Annotated in this window: 15 protein-coding genes; 12 read left to right on the plus strand and 3 right to left on the minus strand. The window is 60.2% G+C overall.

Features of this window, described 5'->3' with window-relative positions; translation table 11 throughout:
- Positions 1-196: 196 nt before the first annotated feature.
- The gene (locus PD282_RS04570; RefSeq protein ID WP_274649167.1) at positions 197-565 is read right to left on the minus strand and encodes a hypothetical protein; all 369 of its coding nucleotides are present in this window, start codon (positions 563-565) and stop codon (positions 197-199) included.
- A gap of 113 nt (positions 566-678) precedes the next feature.
- Here PD282_RS04570 and PD282_RS04575 point away from each other — a divergent pair, with 113 nt between their 5' ends.
- The 8 genes from PD282_RS04575 to PD282_RS04610 all read left to right on the plus strand — a co-directional run bounded on the left by PD282_RS04575 (position 679) and on the right by PD282_RS04610 (position 9,802).
- Positions 679-1,506: a YwmB family TATA-box binding protein gene (locus PD282_RS04575; RefSeq protein WP_274649168.1), complete on the plus strand. Its 828-nt coding sequence runs from the start codon at positions 679-681 to the stop codon at positions 1,504-1,506.
- A 131-nt stretch (positions 1,507-1,637) separates the two neighbouring features.
- Positions 1,638-3,200: a glucose-6-phosphate dehydrogenase gene (gene zwf / locus PD282_RS04580; RefSeq protein WP_274649169.1), complete on the plus strand. Its 1,563-nt coding sequence runs from the start codon at positions 1,638-1,640 to the stop codon at positions 3,198-3,200.
- An 11-nt stretch (positions 3,201-3,211) separates the two neighbouring features.
- Positions 3,212-3,841, plus strand: a complete 630-nt coding sequence (locus tag PD282_RS04585; protein WP_274649170.1) for a cyclase family protein — start codon at positions 3,212-3,214, stop codon at positions 3,839-3,841.
- Between the two features lie 25 nt (positions 3,842-3,866).
- The gene (locus PD282_RS04590; protein WP_274649171.1) at positions 3,867-5,450 is read left to right on the plus strand and encodes a peptide chain release factor 3; all 1,584 of its coding nucleotides are present in this window, start codon (positions 3,867-3,869) and stop codon (positions 5,448-5,450) included.
- 193 nt (positions 5,451-5,643) lie between these two features.
- Positions 5,644-6,705, plus strand: coding sequence for a LacI family DNA-binding transcriptional regulator (locus PD282_RS04595; protein ID WP_274649172.1), 1,062 nt, complete (start codon positions 5,644-5,646; stop codon positions 6,703-6,705).
- 72 nt (positions 6,706-6,777) lie between these two features.
- Positions 6,778-7,941, plus strand: coding sequence for a Gfo/Idh/MocA family protein (locus PD282_RS04600; RefSeq protein WP_274649173.1), 1,164 nt, complete (start codon positions 6,778-6,780; stop codon positions 7,939-7,941).
- 43 nt (positions 7,942-7,984) lie between these two features.
- Positions 7,985-8,611, plus strand: coding sequence for a ThuA domain-containing protein (locus PD282_RS04605; RefSeq protein WP_274649174.1), 627 nt, complete (start codon positions 7,985-7,987; stop codon positions 8,609-8,611).
- Between the two features lie 90 nt (positions 8,612-8,701).
- Positions 8,702-9,802 (plus strand): Gfo/Idh/MocA family protein, encoded by a 1,101-nt coding sequence (locus PD282_RS04610; protein ID WP_274649175.1) that lies wholly within the window; start codon positions 8,702-8,704, stop codon positions 9,800-9,802.
- A gap of 101 nt (positions 9,803-9,903) precedes the next feature.
- Here the strand turns inward: PD282_RS04610 and PD282_RS04615 are convergent, their stop codons facing one another.
- Complete coding sequence (locus PD282_RS04615) at positions 9,904-10,161, minus strand: small acid-soluble spore protein SspI (protein ID WP_274649176.1); 258 nt, start codon at positions 10,159-10,161, stop codon at positions 9,904-9,906.
- On the opposite strand from PD282_RS04615, the gene PD282_RS04620 reads away from it, so the two are divergent.
- The 3 genes from PD282_RS04620 to yunB all read left to right on the plus strand — a co-directional run bounded on the left by PD282_RS04620 (position 10,117) and on the right by yunB (position 12,971).
- A complete protein-coding gene (locus PD282_RS04620; RefSeq protein ID WP_338045159.1) occupies positions 10,117-10,977 on the plus strand; it encodes a potassium channel family protein in 861 nt (286 codons plus the stop codon). The genes PD282_RS04615 and PD282_RS04620 overlap by 45 nt on opposite strands.
- A gap of 6 nt (positions 10,978-10,983) precedes the next feature.
- Entirely contained in the window at positions 10,984-11,817 is an 834-nt protein-coding gene (locus tag PD282_RS04625) for a TrmH family RNA methyltransferase (RefSeq protein WP_420832345.1), read from the plus strand.
- Positions 11,818-12,053: 236 nt separating this feature from the next.
- Positions 12,054-12,971: a sporulation protein YunB gene (yunB, locus tag PD282_RS04630; RefSeq protein WP_274649177.1), complete on the plus strand. Its 918-nt coding sequence runs from the start codon at positions 12,054-12,056 to the stop codon at positions 12,969-12,971.
- Between the two features lie 180 nt (positions 12,972-13,151).
- Here the strand turns inward: yunB and PD282_RS04635 are convergent, their stop codons facing one another.
- Positions 13,152-14,246 carry a M23 family metallopeptidase gene (locus PD282_RS04635; RefSeq protein ID WP_274649178.1) on the minus strand — a complete coding sequence of 365 codons (1,095 nt, stop codon included), beginning with the start codon at positions 14,244-14,246 and terminating at the stop codon, positions 13,152-13,154.
- Between the two features lie 188 nt (positions 14,247-14,434).
- Here PD282_RS04635 and lipA point away from each other — a divergent pair, with 188 nt between their 5' ends.
- Positions 14,435-15,331 (plus strand): lipoyl synthase, encoded by an 897-nt coding sequence (lipA, locus tag PD282_RS04640; protein WP_274649179.1) that lies wholly within the window; start codon positions 14,435-14,437, stop codon positions 15,329-15,331.
- Positions 15,332-15,342: the final 11 nt, after the last annotated feature.

Raw genomic sequence — 15,342 nt, forward strand, 5'->3', positions numbered from 1 at the left:
GGTTTATTTTACCGAACCGGTTGCGGTGTTCTCGACATCCAATAGCAGCTGCGCAGGTTGACGTCAACAATTCTCGCGTTCGGGCATGCACGGCATCGCCGCTTGGCCGGCACCGCAGGCGGACAAGTCCAAGACGGCCGAAAGCCCGCAGGAACCTGTTCGCAGTCCTCCTGCGGGCCGTCGCCGAAGCGGCACTTTAGAGCAGCAGAAACAAAAACGCGATCGCCGCCAATTCGATGGCGAACGCTTCGGCAAATGGATAGTATGGACCGTAGCCGTACGGGTACGGGCCCAATGCCTGGGTCTGCACCTGCTTGGCCGCCGCTTTCGACGCCGACGGTTTTCGGGATTTGCGCCCTTTTTCCTTCGCGCCCTGCAAATAGGTCAGGTCGACCTGGTTTTCCGCATGGGCGCCTGCGCCGGCATGCTCGTTCAAATGGACGCGGCCGCCGCGGCAGCCGCTCAAAATGCCGACGTGACGCTCGCCTTCCTTCGTGACGATACATACCAGATTGCCGCAAAACTTTTGAATATGCTCCTCATGGAGCGGATAAATCGGTTCCACTCGTGGTTGACACCTCCCTGGCCTTCTGGGAACAGTCTATTCGGGCGGGGGCGCTTGCGTATGGATGTTTACCCAAATAATGCGAAATGTTCGTATTTCGAGGAGGGGTTGCGTTGAGAAGCGGCGCAGGATCGCATGTTTCCGGACGTTCCGCCCGTCCTTCAGGCCGATTTGGCGTATTGGCAGCCATTACCGTCTTGCTTGCGGCGGGCTGCTGGACGGTCTGGCGGGAGCAGGCGGCGAAAAGGGAGGAAGCGGCGGCGAAGCCGGCGCATGTCTCCGTCATCGGCGATTTCGATGCCGTCTGGTCCTGGAGCGGGCCGTCGTTTGCGGGCGGTGCGGACGGCGCCAAGTGGACGATCCGGTGGGATGAAGCCGCGGCCTGGAGCCTGGAGGACGCCCGCAAGCTTGCCGGTCTGCTGGGCATCGTTCTGGCCGAGCAGAGCGGCGGTCCGCTGACCGGCGGTGGCGGCGGCGCCGTTTACACCGGCCGCAAAACGGCGGGCGGCATGGAGCTGACGATTTGGCTGCAGGCGGCGGCCGGGGAATCCGCTTCCGCAGCGGACGCCGTCGTGCTGCTGCAGCCGCCGGCGGGGACGAAGGCCGCTTTGATCCACAATTATGCCGGCAGGGTCGAGGAAGCGGCCGCGGAGGCGGGACTGTCGCTGAACGGAAGCTTTGCCGTCCGCGGCAAACCGGCCGGCCGGGACGCCGCTGCCCGAATCGCGGACGCCGCGGGTGCGGAGCGGCGGGAATCCTACGACGACGGTCACACGCGCAGCGTGACGTATTACAGCCCGAAGCTGAAGACCGGCGTAACCAGCGCCGGCAAGCCGGTCAATCTGCAGATTGCCGAGTCCGGGGCGGCCGGCGGCGGGGAAGCGGAGCTCATTGTCGGCGTACCTTTGATTACAGGCGATTACACTGTGCAGGATTCGTAAGGAAACGAAGGGGCGCTCTTATTTTTTGACGCGCCGATTGAATAGCATCTCCGGGATTGATATGCTAAACTACATAACATGATCCAGGTAAATAAGACGGAAAAAATATATGAGGAAAGAATGAGGGGACTATGGCCGACGAAATCAAGCAGAACGCAATCGCCGCTGCGGGAGCGGTCTATTACTTATTCGGTGCCACTGGCGATCTGGCGCGGCGGAAGCTTTTTCCTGCGCTGTTCAGCTTATACCGCGAAGGCAAACTGGCCGAAGATTTTGCCGTCGTGGGGCTTGCCCGCAGACCCCGCACGGACGAGCAGTTCCGTGCCGACGTATACGAATCGATCGGCGAATTTTGCCGCTACAAGGCCGACGACGAAGCGCTTTGGAACAAATTTGCCGAGCATTTCGTCTACATGTCGCTCGACATCAACAACGTCGACGGCTTCCGGGAGCTCAGCGCCCTGACGAAGAAGCTCGACGCAAAATTCAGCATTCCGGGCAATCGCTTGTTCTACCTGGCGCTCGCGCCCGAGCTGTTCGGCTCGGTGTCGTTTCATCTGCGGGACGGCGGGCTGCTGGAATCGCAAGGCTGGAAACGGCTCGTGATCGAGAAGCCGTTCGGCTACGATCTGGAATCGGCACGCAAGCTGAACGAGCAGCTCAGCCAGGTATTTAAAGAAGAAGAAATTTTCCGCATCGACCATTATCTCGGAAAAGAGATGGTGCAGAACATCCAGGTGATCCGGTTCGCCAACGCCTTTTTCGAGCCGCTCTGGAACAACCGGCATATCGCCAATGTTCAGATCACGCTGTCCGAAACGGTCGGCGTTGAAGAACGCGGCGGCTACTACGACAAATCCGGCGCGCTGCGGGATATGACCCAGAACCATATGCTGCAAATGCTGGCGATGATCGCCATGGAGCCGCCGAGCCGGCTCCATCCGGAGGATTTGCGCGACGAGAAAGTGAAGGTGCTGCGCTCGCTGCGCCCGTTCGAAAGCAGCAAGGAAGTGAACGAGCATGTCGTCCGCGGCCAATATTCGGAGGGCTCGCTCAAAGGCAAGCCGCTGCCGGGCTACCGTCAGGAGGATTCGGTGAACCCGAATTCGACCACGGAGACGTATCTTGCGGCGCGCGTTTTTGTCGACAATTTCCGCTGGGCGGGCGTCCCGTTTTATCTCCGGACGGGCAAGCGCCTGCCGGTGAAAACGACGGAGGTCGTCGTGGAGTTCAAGAACGTCCCGAACAACGTCATGTTCGCAGGACATCACGATCTGGCGCCGAATCTGCTCGTTATCCGGGTCAACCCGATGGAAGGAATTTACATTAAAATTAACGCGAAAAAACCGGGCGTCGACAATGTCATTCAGCCCGTTGCGATGGAATTTTGCCAAAGCTGCCAGGTCGGGCTGAACACGCCCGAAGCGTACGAGCGATTGATCTACGACGCGGCGCGCGGCGACTCGACGTATTTTACCCGGTGGGACGAGGTGGCGCAGGCATGGGCGTTCGTCGACCGGATCGCCGCCGCCTGGCGCGAGAACAGCTCCAGCCTGCAATTTTATCCGGCAGGCTCCTGGGGACCGGAGCGGACGGAGCAGCTGCTCGCACAGGACGGCTTCCACTGGTGGCCGGTCAACGGACAGGATGAAGACAACGTCATCTGGATTTCCGGCAGCCCGAACGCGAAATAGGAGCCCGATCTATGTTTAAAATTTACGATATTTCAATGACCGTCAAGCCGGGGATGCAGGTGTGGGAAAATATCGCGTCGAAGCAGCCAAGCATCGTCAATGTGTCCAATCACGGGAGCGGTCAAGCCGTTTATGAATCGCGCATCGACATGGAGGTGCACTGCGGCACGCATGTGGACGCCCCGCTGCATATGCTGAAGGGCGGCGAAACGATCGAATCGATCGGGCTGGAGGAGCTCGTCGGTTACGCTCGTGTCGTCGACCTGACGCACTGCCGGGACTGCATCACGCGGGCCGACCTGGAGCCGCTTGGCCTCGTACGAGGCGATTGGGTGCTGTTCAAGACGAGCAGCTCGTTCCGCGACACGTTTGACGAGCATTTCGTTTATTTGAAAGAGGACGGCGCCCGGTATTTGATCGAGCTCGGCATCCGCGGCGTCGGCACCGACGCGCTCGGTATCGAGAGGGCCCAGCTCGAGCTGCCGACGCACCGGTCGCTGTTCCGCAACCAGGTGATTATCGTCGAAGGACTGCGCCTGAAGGATGTTGCTCCGGGCACCTATTTTATGGTCGTTGCGCCCTTGAAGCTTACCGGCATCGAAGCGGCGCCGGCCCGCGCGTTTCTGATCGGCGGCATGTAATTGACGAGGAGAATCAGCCAAACTTATGAGTAAAATGTTAACCGACGAATTGAAACAAGAGGTCGAGAAGCGGCGCACGTTCGCTATCATTTCCCACCCGGACGCCGGGAAAACGACGCTGACCGAGAAGCTGCTGCTGTTCGGCGGCGCGATCCGCGAAGCGGGCACGGTCAAGGCGCGCAAGGCGAGCCGCCATGCGACGTCCGACTGGATGGAGATCGAGAAGCAGCGCGGCATTTCCGTCACGTCCTCGGTGATGCAGTTCGACTACAGCGGACACCGCATCAACATTCTCGATACGCCCGGCCACCAGGACTTCAGCGAAGACACGTACCGGACGCTGACGGCCGCGGACAGCGCGGTCATGCTGATCGACGTCGCCAAAGGCGTCGAGGCGCAGACGATCAAGCTTTTCCAGGTTTGCAGCAAACGCGGCATTCCGATCTTCACGTTCATCAACAAGCTGGACCGGGAGGGCCAAAGCCCGTTCGACCTCATGGAGGAGATCGAGCGCGTGCTCGGCATCCGCTCGGTGCCGATGAACTGGCCGATCGGCATGGGGCGCGAGCTGTGCGGCGTATACGACCGGATGAAAAACCAGGTCGAGCTGTTCAAGGGGAATGACCATTCCAAAATCGAAGTGCGCAAGGTCGCCGATTACCGCGACCCGGTCATCCGCGAGATGGCCGGCGATTATTTGGCCGACCAGCTGATCCAGGACCTGGAGCTGCTCGACGTCGCCGGCGATCCGTTCGATTTCGAAAAGGTGCGCGCAGGAGAGCTGACCCCGGTCTTCTTCGGGAGCGCGGTCAACAACTTCGGCGTGCAGACGTTTCTGGAAAATTTCCTGCAGCTGGCGCCGGCCCCGACGCCGCGTATGAGCACCGGCGGTCCGGTGGAGCCGATCAACGAGAAATTCACCGGCTACGTTTTCAAAATTCAGGCGAATATGAACCCGGCGCACCGCGACCGGATCGCCTTCCTGCGCATCTGCTCCGGCCGCTTCGACCGCGGCATGAGCGTGAAGCACGTGCGGGCGGGAAAGGAGATCAAGCTGTCCCAGCCGCAGCAGTTTCTGGCGCAGGACCGCGATATCGTCGAATCGGCGTACCCGGGGGATATTATCGGGCTGTTCGATCCGGGCATTTTCCGCATCGGGGATTCGCTTTCGCAGGGCTCGGAGGTTGTATTCGACGAGCTGCCGACGTTTTCGCCGGAGCTGTTCGCCAAGGTCACGGTGAAGAACGCCCTGAAGCATAAGCAGTACCAGAAGGGAATCGCGCAGCTGACGGAAGAAGGAACGATTCAGGTGTTCCGCACGACGAGCTTCGACGAGACGATTCTCGGCGTCGTCGGGCAGCTGCAGTTCGAAGTGTTCGAGTACCGGATGCGAGCGGAATACGGGGTGGATATCCAGCTTCACCGGACGCCGTTCCAGTTCGCGCGGTGGATCGTGGACGATCAAATCGACCCGTCCCGGTTTCGAATCAATTCCACGTTGGTAAAAGACAAGAATGAAAACTATGTCGCGCTGTTCGAGAACGAATACGCGATGCGTACCGCGATGGAGAAAAACCCGACCTCCAAGTTCTTGGAGACGGCGCCCTAAGCGGCGTGAAAGGCAAGCCCCCGGCAGCGCGGAACGATACCGTGCAGACCGGGGGCTTTTTCATGAATAGGGAAAGCACCGCGAATCGTCTGGAAAGGAATTTCGATTTCCCGGCTATTTCGGCGTTCTTTCGCATTGACAGCATTACCCGTTCGTGAGAAAATGTACGCGTGTACATGATGGGAATCACCGCTTGGAATTGGAGGAAACGTCTATTCTCAGAAAAGAAGTCGCGAAGCTGGCCGGCGTATCGGAAGCGACGGTCTCGCGCGTGCTGAACGGCGTCGGGCCGGTGCGGGAGGAAACGCGGCGGCGGGTGCTGGAAGCGGCGCAGCGGCTGGACTATGTACCGAGCGCACTGGCTCAGCGGTTTGCACGGCGCAAAAGCGGTAATTTGGGCGTCATCCTTCCGCTGCTGCCGAAGGTCAACGTTTTCTCGACGCATTACTTCTCCGAAATCCTGAGCGGCATCGGCGTCGCGGCCAAACGGCGCGGCTACGACCTGCTCCTGCTGCTTCGGGAACCGGAGGAGCAGAAGGACTACGTCGGCCTGTTCCGGGCGCAGAAGATCGACGCCTGCATCGTGCTGGGCGCCCACGATACGCCCGGCGAGCGGGAAGCGCTTGAAGAGCTGCGGCTGGGCCGGCATCCGTTCTGCCTCGTGAACCAGCGGTTCGACCATGCGCCTTACAGCACGATCGACGCCGATCAGCGGATGGGAGTCGAGGCAGCCGTAGGACACCTGCTTCAGCAGGGCTGCAGACGCATCATGCTGCTTGGGGGACCGGAGGCCTACTCCAACAGTCTGGACCGGCTGGAAGGATACCGCAGCGCGCTTGCGGACGCGGGGATTCCATTCGACCCGGAGCTGGTTTTGAACGGCAACTACAGCCGGACAAGCGGCTACGCGCTTGCGGAAGCGGTTGCAAATCACGTATGCGCCGGCCGGGTCGACGCCGTGATTGCCGCCAACGACCGGATGGCGATCGGTCTGCTGCAGGGACTGAAGGAACGGGGCGTCAGCGTCCCGGGGCAGGTGGCGCTGATCGGCTGCGACGACTCCGAGGGGGCGCGGCTGACCGATCCGCCGTTGTCGTCAATCGCGGTGCCGTTCGTCGACATCGGCCGTGAGGCCGCTTCGCGACTGCTGGACCAGCTGGAGCAAACAGACCGGGAAGAAGAGGGGCTTCCCTGCTTCCAGGATAAGCTGCCCGTCCGGCTGGTTCCGCGAGGATCGTCTTCCATGCAGCATTGATTGACCCGCGCGCCAATCCGGCGCGCAAACCAGGAATCCTCATTTCATCGGGTGAAAGGTGGACGAAGGACCATGAGCAACATACGAGTCGGGATGGTCGGGTACAAATTTATGGGAAAAGCGCACAGCAACGCGTACCGCGCGCTGCCGATGTTTTTCCCGGACGTGCTGAAGCCGGAAATGAAAGCGATTTGCGGCCGCGATGCGCAGGGGCTGGAACAGGCCCGGACGCAGTTCGGCTGGGAGAGCGCCGAGACGGACTGGCGCAAGCTGATCGCACGCGACGATATCGATCTGATCGACATCAACGCGCCGAGCGACGCGCATAAGGAGATTGCGCTGGCCGCGGCAGCCGCGGGCAAGCATATTTTTTGCGAGAAGCCCCTTGCGCTGAGTCTGGCCGATTCCGTCGAGATGCTGAATGCGGTGGAGAAGGCCGGCGTGAAGCATATGGTCGGCTTCAACTACCGGTTCGCTCCGGCCGTACAGCTGGCGAAAAAACTGATTGCAGAAGGCCGTATCGGCAAAATCTATCATTTCCGCGGCTGGTTTTTGCAGGACTGGATCGTCGATCCCGATTTTCCGCTTGTCTGGCGCCTGCAGAAGGAAATTGCCGGCTCCGGCTCCCATGGGGATCTCGGCGCCCATGTGATCGACATGGCGCGTTTCCTTGTCGGCGAATTTGACGAAGTGATCGGCATGAGCGAGACGTTCGTCAAGGAGCGCCCGCTGCCGACGACGATGACCGGCCTCAGCGCCAAAGGCGACAAAGACGCGCCGCGCGGACCGGTTACGGTCGATGATGCGACGCTGTTTCTCAGCCGGTTCGACAACGGCGCGCTCGGCAGCATCGAGGCGACGCGCTTCGCGCCGGGCCATCGCTGCACGAACGCGTTCGAGATTAACGGCAGCAAAGGCAGCATCAAGTTCGACTTCGAGCGCGTGAACGAGCTGGAGGTTTATTTCTCGGACGATGCGGCCGACGTACAGGGCTTCCGCCGCGTGGTGGCGACCGATCCGGCTCACGCTTACAGCGAAGCCTGGTGGCCGCCGGGACATACGATCGGCTATGAGCATACGTTTACGCACGAGGTGCGCGAGCTGATGTTGGCCGTCAGCGAGAACCGTCAGCCGGTTCCGAACTTTCACGACGGCGTGGCCTGCCAGGCGGTATTGGAAGCGGTCGACCGGTCGATTGATGAACGACGCTGGGTGAAAATTTCCGAGCTTCGATAATCGGGAACGATTTAAATACGGATTGCGGAAAGGTGAGAATCAAATGAGAAAAGCACTTATCGTTTGGGGAGGCTGGGACGGACACCAGCCGAAAGAAGTGGCGGCCATATTCGCCGACTTGCTCCGCAAGGAAAACTTCGACGTGACGGTCTCCGATACGCTGGACAGCTATAAAGACGCCGAGCTGATGGCGTCGCTGGACCTGATCGTACCGGTTTGGACGATGGGCACGATCGAGAAGGAGCAGCTTCGTCCCCTGCTCGATACGGTGCATGCGGGCTGCGGTATTGCCGGCTGCCACGGCGGCATGTCGGACTCGTTCCGCAACGAGGTGGAATATCAATATATGGTCGGCGGCCAGTGGGTCGCTCATCCGGGCAACGACGGCGTGCTGTACGAGGTCAACATGACGGACGCCGAGGATCCGCTGACGAAAGGCATCGGCGATTTCGAGGTGAGCTCGGAGAAATATTACATGCATGTCGATCCGGTCATCAAGGTTCATGCCACGACTTTCTTTGGCGACGTGAAAATGCCGGTCGTCTGGACGAAAACATGGGGACAAGGCCGCGTATACCACAATACGCTCGGCCATCAGGCGAACATCGTGGAAATGCCGCAAACGCTCGAGCTGATGCGGCGCGGCTTTCTGTGGGCCGCACGCGGCTGAACCGAAACAAACGGCAAAGGCAAACGGCCGTTTACCATTTATGCGGGGCTTCCGGAAGCCGGGCGCCCTTCGAGGAGGATTTTGTCATTTATGGACCGTGTTAAAGTCGGAATCGTCGGCTGCGGCAATATTAGCCGCATTTATTTTACGAACCTGAAAAATTATCCGGAGGTCGAGCTTGTGGCGGCCGCCGACATCGATTTGGAGCGGGCGAAGCAGCGCGCGGAAGAGTTCGGTCTCCCCAAAGCGTATACGGTGGAAGAGTTGATGGCCGATCCGGAGATCGAAATCGTCGTCAACTTGACGATTCCGAAAGCGCACGCCTCGGTATGCCTGCAGGCGCTGGAAGCCGGCAAGCACGTCTACGTCGAGAAGCCGCTTGCCGTCACCCGGGAGGAAGGGCGGCAGGTGCTGGAGCTGGCGAAGGAGAAGGGACTGCGCGTCGCCGGCGCGCCGGAAACGTTCCTCGGCGGCGGCATCCAGACGTGCCGCAAGCTGATCGACGATGGCGCGATCGGCCAGCCGGTATCGATTACCGGCTTTATGCTTGGCGGCGGCCACGAGAGCTGGCATCCCGATCCGGAGTTTTATTACGAAGTCGGCGGCGGTCCGATGTTTGATATGGGACCGTATTACTTGACGGCGTTTATTACGCTGCTCGGTCCGATTCGCCGCGTGACGGGCTCGGCCGTCATTTCGTACCCGGAACGCACGATTACGAGCGAGAAAAAGCGCGGCAAGGTCATCAAGGTCGAGACGCCGACGCTGATCTCCGGCGTCATCGATTTCGAGAGCGGCGCGGTCGGCACGCTCATTACCAGCTTCGACGCAAAAGGCGGAACGTCGCTGCCGAACATCGAGGTTCACGGCAGCGCGGGCTCGATGCTCGTCCCCGACCCGAACCGCTTCGGCGGTACGATCAAGCTGCGCCGGGCCGGCAGCACCGAGTGGGAGGAAATTCCGATGACCCACGGCTTTACGGACAACAACCGGGGCATCGGCGTCGCCGACATGGCGCGCGCGATCCGCGAAGGCGGCAAGCATCGCGCAAACGGCGCAATGGCCTACCATGTGCTCGAGGCGATGCACGGCTTCCACGACGCCTCCCGCGACGGCAAGCACTATGTCATGCAGAGCACGTGCGAGCGTCCCGAACCGATGCCCGCGCTGGAAGCTCAGTCGAACGGATAAACCGCTTATCGTTGGTGAGAACAGAAGCAGCCTGCCGCAAGACGGCAGGCTGTTTTTCCCTTTTATCCTATCGTGAGCGGGGCGAAGCGGTTCGTCCTTCGTCAGCCTTTCGGCCCGGCGTCCGGCTTGGCGGCCGCTCCTTGTTGACTCCCGTCGTTCAGACAGTGGTGCAGCGTCTCGACCATCCGGCTCTGTTCGGGCGCGGCGCTTTGCTGCCAAATGAGCTCGAACAAGACGCCGAGGCCCGGTAGCGCGCGCTCGTCGCTGCCGATCGAGCCTTCGATGATATCGGTCAATTCGGCGTTGCTTTTATCATGGACCCGCTGAATGATGGCTTGCCGCAAATCGAGATTGTTCACGTAACGTTCCCTCCATCGCTGTGTTTGTCGCGTTTAATATATCCTCCGGAGGTTGATTTCATCCAGACGGGCTCCGGTTCGGATGCAGGCGGCAGCTGTGGTATAATAAGCGGAGCGTTTTACCGATGGACACGGAGGGATACAGGGCAGATGGCGAAAAAACAGTTTGCGGTTATCGGGATGGGGCGTTTCGGTTCGAGCGTAGCGAACGCATTGTCCAAGCTCGGCTTCGAAGTGCTGGCGATCGATGCGAATGAGCAGAAAATACAGGACGTGGCCGGGAAGGTGACGCATGCCGTTTCGGCCGATACGACCGACGAAGAAGCGCTGCGGGCGCTCGGCATCCGCAATTTCGACGTTGTCGTCGTGGCGATCGGGGCCGACATTCAGGCGAGCATCCTGACGACGCTCATTTTGAAGGATCTCGGCGTTCCGAAGCTGATCGTCAAAGCCCAAAGCGAGCTGCACGGCAAGGTGCTGAGCAAAATCGGCGCGGATAAGGTCATTTTCCCGGAAAGGGATATGGGGCTGCGCGTTGCGCACCATCTGATTTCGCCGAACATATTGGATTATATCGAGCTTTCGGACGATTACAGCATCGTCGAAATGAAGGCGCCGTCGCGGACGGTAGGCAAAAACTTGAAGCAGCTCGACATCCGGGCAAAGTTCAAGTGCAACGTGCTGGCGATCAAAACGGACGGGCATATGAACATATCCCCGTACGCGGAGGATTTGATCCGGGAGAACGACGTGCTGGTGCTCGTGGGCAAAAACGAGGATTTGTCGGCGTTGGAATTTTTCTATGCGGAGGGCTGAGTTAAAATCGTGCGCAAACCGGTAACGGTCATTACCTCGCTGCAAAACGAGAAAGTGAAAGCGATGGCCGCGCTGCTCGACAAGAAGCACCGGGACCGAAGCGGCGCTTTTCTGGTCGAAGGCGTCCATCTCGTGCAGGAAGCGCTTCATGCGGGAGCTGATGTCCAAACCGTCGTTTACGACGCCGGTCGCGGGGTGCCAAGCGAGCTGAAAGAGCCGCTTGAGGATGCGGGATGCGAGCTTGTCGAAGCGCCGCGCGCGGTGCTGGCCAAATGCACCGGCACCGATTCGCCGCCGCCGGTCTTCGGCGTTGTCGCCAAGCCGGCATACGACGAAGCCGCTCTGTTCCGGCCGGATTCGCTTGTCGTCGTACTGGACGGTGTCCGCGACCCGGGCAACGCCGGGACCATTATCCGCAGCGCCGATGCCGTCGGCGCCGATGCGGTCGTGCTCGGCCGCGGCTGCGTCGACCTGTACAACCCGAAGACGGTGCGGTCGACGATGGGCTCGCTGTTTCATCTGCCGGTGGTCGAAGGTGATCTGGCAAAGCTGCTCCCGGCGGCGAAGGAGCGGGGAATCCGGCTTGTCGGGACAAGCCTGCAGGCCTCGGCCAATTGCTATGCCTACGATTGGCGGGCGCCGACCTGGCTGCTGCTCGGCAGCGAGTCGGACGGACTTTCGGCGCCGACGCTCGCCATGGCGACCGACAGCGTCGTCATTCCGATGCGCGGACGCAGCGAATCGCTCAATGTGGCCATGGCTGCCGCCGTGCTGCTCCATGAGGCGATGCGCCAGCGGCATTTTTCGACTACGATTCATTCCGGTCCAAGCCCCAAATAAGGGCCTCGGATTCCCCCTGTTAGGGTGGGGATTGCAATCCATATCGAGGATGCAACACCCGGGGGGCAGGCAAGACGAAGTCGGAAAATGAAAAAGTACTTCATATCCTATTCAATGGACGACCGCTGCATATACGGCCGCTTCCGCGTCATGCGGAAGCGGTCTTCTTTTTTGGACGTCCCGTGCATAAGCTTGGGAATAGGGAGGCGGACGAAGGGTGGAAAGGGGGCCGCAACGTGCCGCGATGGGGAAGAAGGAAATGGCACAGCCGCCGCCGGACGGGCAGGGCCGCCCGGCCCGGCCGACCCGGAGGGTACAGCAGGCGCAGATCATGGCTGATCGTGCTGCTGGCGGTCATGTCCTTGAGCATGTTTTTGTTCGTTTTCATCGAGCGCAACCTGAAAGGGCCGCTCATGGCTGTCGCGACGGTCCGCGTGAAGCAGGTGGCGACGCAGGCGATCAACAAGGCGATAATGGATCAGGTCAGCCATCAGTCCGACAGCGATGTGAAAAATTTGATCGACTGGAAGATGAACGGAGGAGGCAAAATTTCCGGCTTTATGCTGAATTCCTCCGCATATATGAAAATCACGTCCGATACGACCGAAACGGTGCAGTCCACCTTGGATCATATGGGTGAAATTCCCGATCATATCCCTGTCGGGCAGGCGCTCGGCAGTGCGATTATCGCCTCGTTCGGGCCAACCGTTCCGGTCAAATTCCAGCCGATCGGCGCCGTGAAGGTGGATCTGAACACCAGGCAGCAGAATGCCGGCATCAACATGATTCTCGTTGAAGTCTATATGCATGTTATCGCCGAAGTATCCATTATTATCCCATTCGATACGCAGCCGGAGACCGTCGATACGGAAATTCCGATTTCGTATTTGCTGGTCGTCGGCGATGTGCCGATGTATTATTACGACAACCAAGGCAATCCGGTCGGCGACTCGGCGCCGCAGGCGCCCAGCATCACGCTCCCGACGCCGGACCGGAACGGCACGCAAAATGGAGACGGGAACGGAGCGGGCACGACGTTCGGGATTACGGGCGAGCCCGGCATTTCCGCGCAGCCGTATCAAAACGGTTCATCGCCGGCGCCCGGTTCGTCCGGCGGGAATGCAGCGGCCGGAAACGCGGGCGGCAAAACTTAACCAAAAACATCAGGCAAAGGGATACCCCCCGAAATGCACCGCCTGTAAGCGGTGCCTCCTCACCGTCCCGGACCTGCACCCGCCGGCGCTGCCGCGGTGTTTTGAGGAATCCCGCCGAATACAAAACGGCAGCGTGGACATGAACCGTGGGTGCATGTCCGAACGCTGCCGCTTTTTCTGTTATCCGCTTTTTTTCTTCCGGTTCCTTTTCTCGGCTGCTTCCCACTGGCGCAGCAGCGGGTACGGGTCGAATGACCACTCGATCAGTCCCTGGTCCCGGTAGACGCCGTAATGCAGATGAGGCGGGAATTTGCCCGATGTGCCCGGTTTGCCGTAACCCGAGCTGCCGACCCATCCGATCACTTCGCCGGGCTTCACAGGCGAGCCGACGGTCAGCTTTTTCTCGAAGCCCGACAGGTGCGCGTAATAATGATACAGATTGTTCAAATCGCGGATGCCGATCCGCCAGCCTCCGTACGGATTCCAGCCTTTGACCTCGATGACGCCGTAGCACGTGCTGCGGACGGGAACGCCGTAGCCGGCGAACAGATCCGTTCCCTCGTGAATCCGGCGGCCGCCCCAGCCGCGGCGGTCTCCCCACGTATCGCGGTACGAATAGTCGCTCCTGATCGGCAGCGGGAACGCATGCTCGAACAGATCGAGCGTGCCGAACGTCTCGTACAGCTTGGCGAACTGCCGGATGCGCTGCACCGCTCTGGAATTATGATAATATTGCCAGACGCCGATGGCGAAATCGTCCTCTGCCCCGCCGAACTTCATCAGATGGCCCGCGACCGCATACAGCAGATCGGAATCGCTCGTCCGCTTGGCCAAGCCGTCGCCGTCGCCGTCTTTGCCGATGCCGCTGAACCAGCGGATCGAGGACGGAATCTCATCGCGGCTGTCCGGATTGAGTGGACCGGCCCATTCCTCTTCCGTGACGAATACGCCGATGTATTCGCCGAGCTGCTTTCTCGTTTTCGGTCTGGCTTTGGTCATTGTACGCTCGTATTGGTCGACGGCCGCCAGCCGGAACCAGGGAATGCCGGTGATTTCGCTTATTCGGTCGTACAGCTCGCGCCGTTTGACAAGCGGGTCTTCCGTTAGCGGTTTGGTCGGGTTCGCCGGAGCCCCGTTTAGGCGGCCGGCGGTTCCCTGTTCGCCGATTGCCTTCGGCGCCGGCTCCTTTGCCAGCGCCGGGTCCGCCGCCGTCGATTGCAGCAGGCAAACGGCGCACACCGCGAGAGCGGCGCAGCGTATCCGCTTGAAATTCAAGCCTCAGCACCTCCGTTACGCCGCGGCAGCCCGTCCGTTTGCCATTTGCGGGCGGGGCTTCGCAGCTTTATTTTGACGGTTAATATCGGTATTTCCGGATATGGCTTAGCATCCGTAGGCGGATTGGTTTTTATCCGAAACGTGTTATAATAAGACCCATGGAGTAGACAGAAAGCGGGTATGCGCGGATGACGACGAATCGAAGGCCGGAACGCAAGCCGGACTGGCTGCGGATTAAATTGACAACGGGCGGCCATTACGCCGAGCTGAAGGACATGATGCGTTCCAAAACGCTTCATACCGTATGCGAGGAAGCTCGCTGCCCGAATATATACGAATGCTGGGCGAATCGGACGGCGACGTTCATGATCCTCGGCGATATTTGCACGCGGGCGTGCAGGTTCTGCGCCGTCAAGACGGGCCAGCCGACGGAGCTTGATCTGGAGGAGCCGCAGCGCGTGGCGGAAGCGGCCGAGCAAATGGGCCTTCGCCACTGCGTCGTCACGTCGGTGGCGCGAGACGACCTGGCGGACGGCGGGGCGATGATTTTCGCCGAGACGATCAAAGCGGTCCGCAAGCGGCTGCCGCTGTGCAGCGTCGAGGTGCTGATTCCGGATTTTCAGGGGAATCAGGAGGCGCTTCAGGTTGTGATGGACGCGAAACCCGATATTTTGAACCATAATATCGAGACGGTGGAACGTCTGTCGGACCGGGTGCGCGCCAAAGCGAAATACAGCCGTTCGCTCGAGCTGCTGCGGCGGGCGAAAATCATGAAGCCGGACATTCCGACCAAGTCGAGCATTATGCTTGGGGTCGGAGAGGAATGGGATGAAATTTTGCAGGCGATGGACGATTTGCGCGCGGTCGATTGCAATATTTTAACGCTCGGGCAATATTTGCAGCCGACGCCGGGCCATCTGCCGATCGAACGCTACGTCCATCCGGACGAGTTCGCGAAGCTGAAGGAAGAAGGACTCGCCCGCGGCTTCAGCCACGTGGAATCCGGTCCGATGGTCCGCAGCTCGTACCATGCGCATGAGCAGGTACAGTCGGCGGCCGGGGCGAAGACGTCGGCGATTTTGTAAGAAGAGAGGGA

It is taken from the genome of Paenibacillus humicola, assembly GCF_028826105.1.
Taxonomy (GTDB): domain Bacteria; phylum Bacillota; class Bacilli; order Paenibacillales; family Paenibacillaceae; genus Paenibacillus_Z; species Paenibacillus_Z humicola.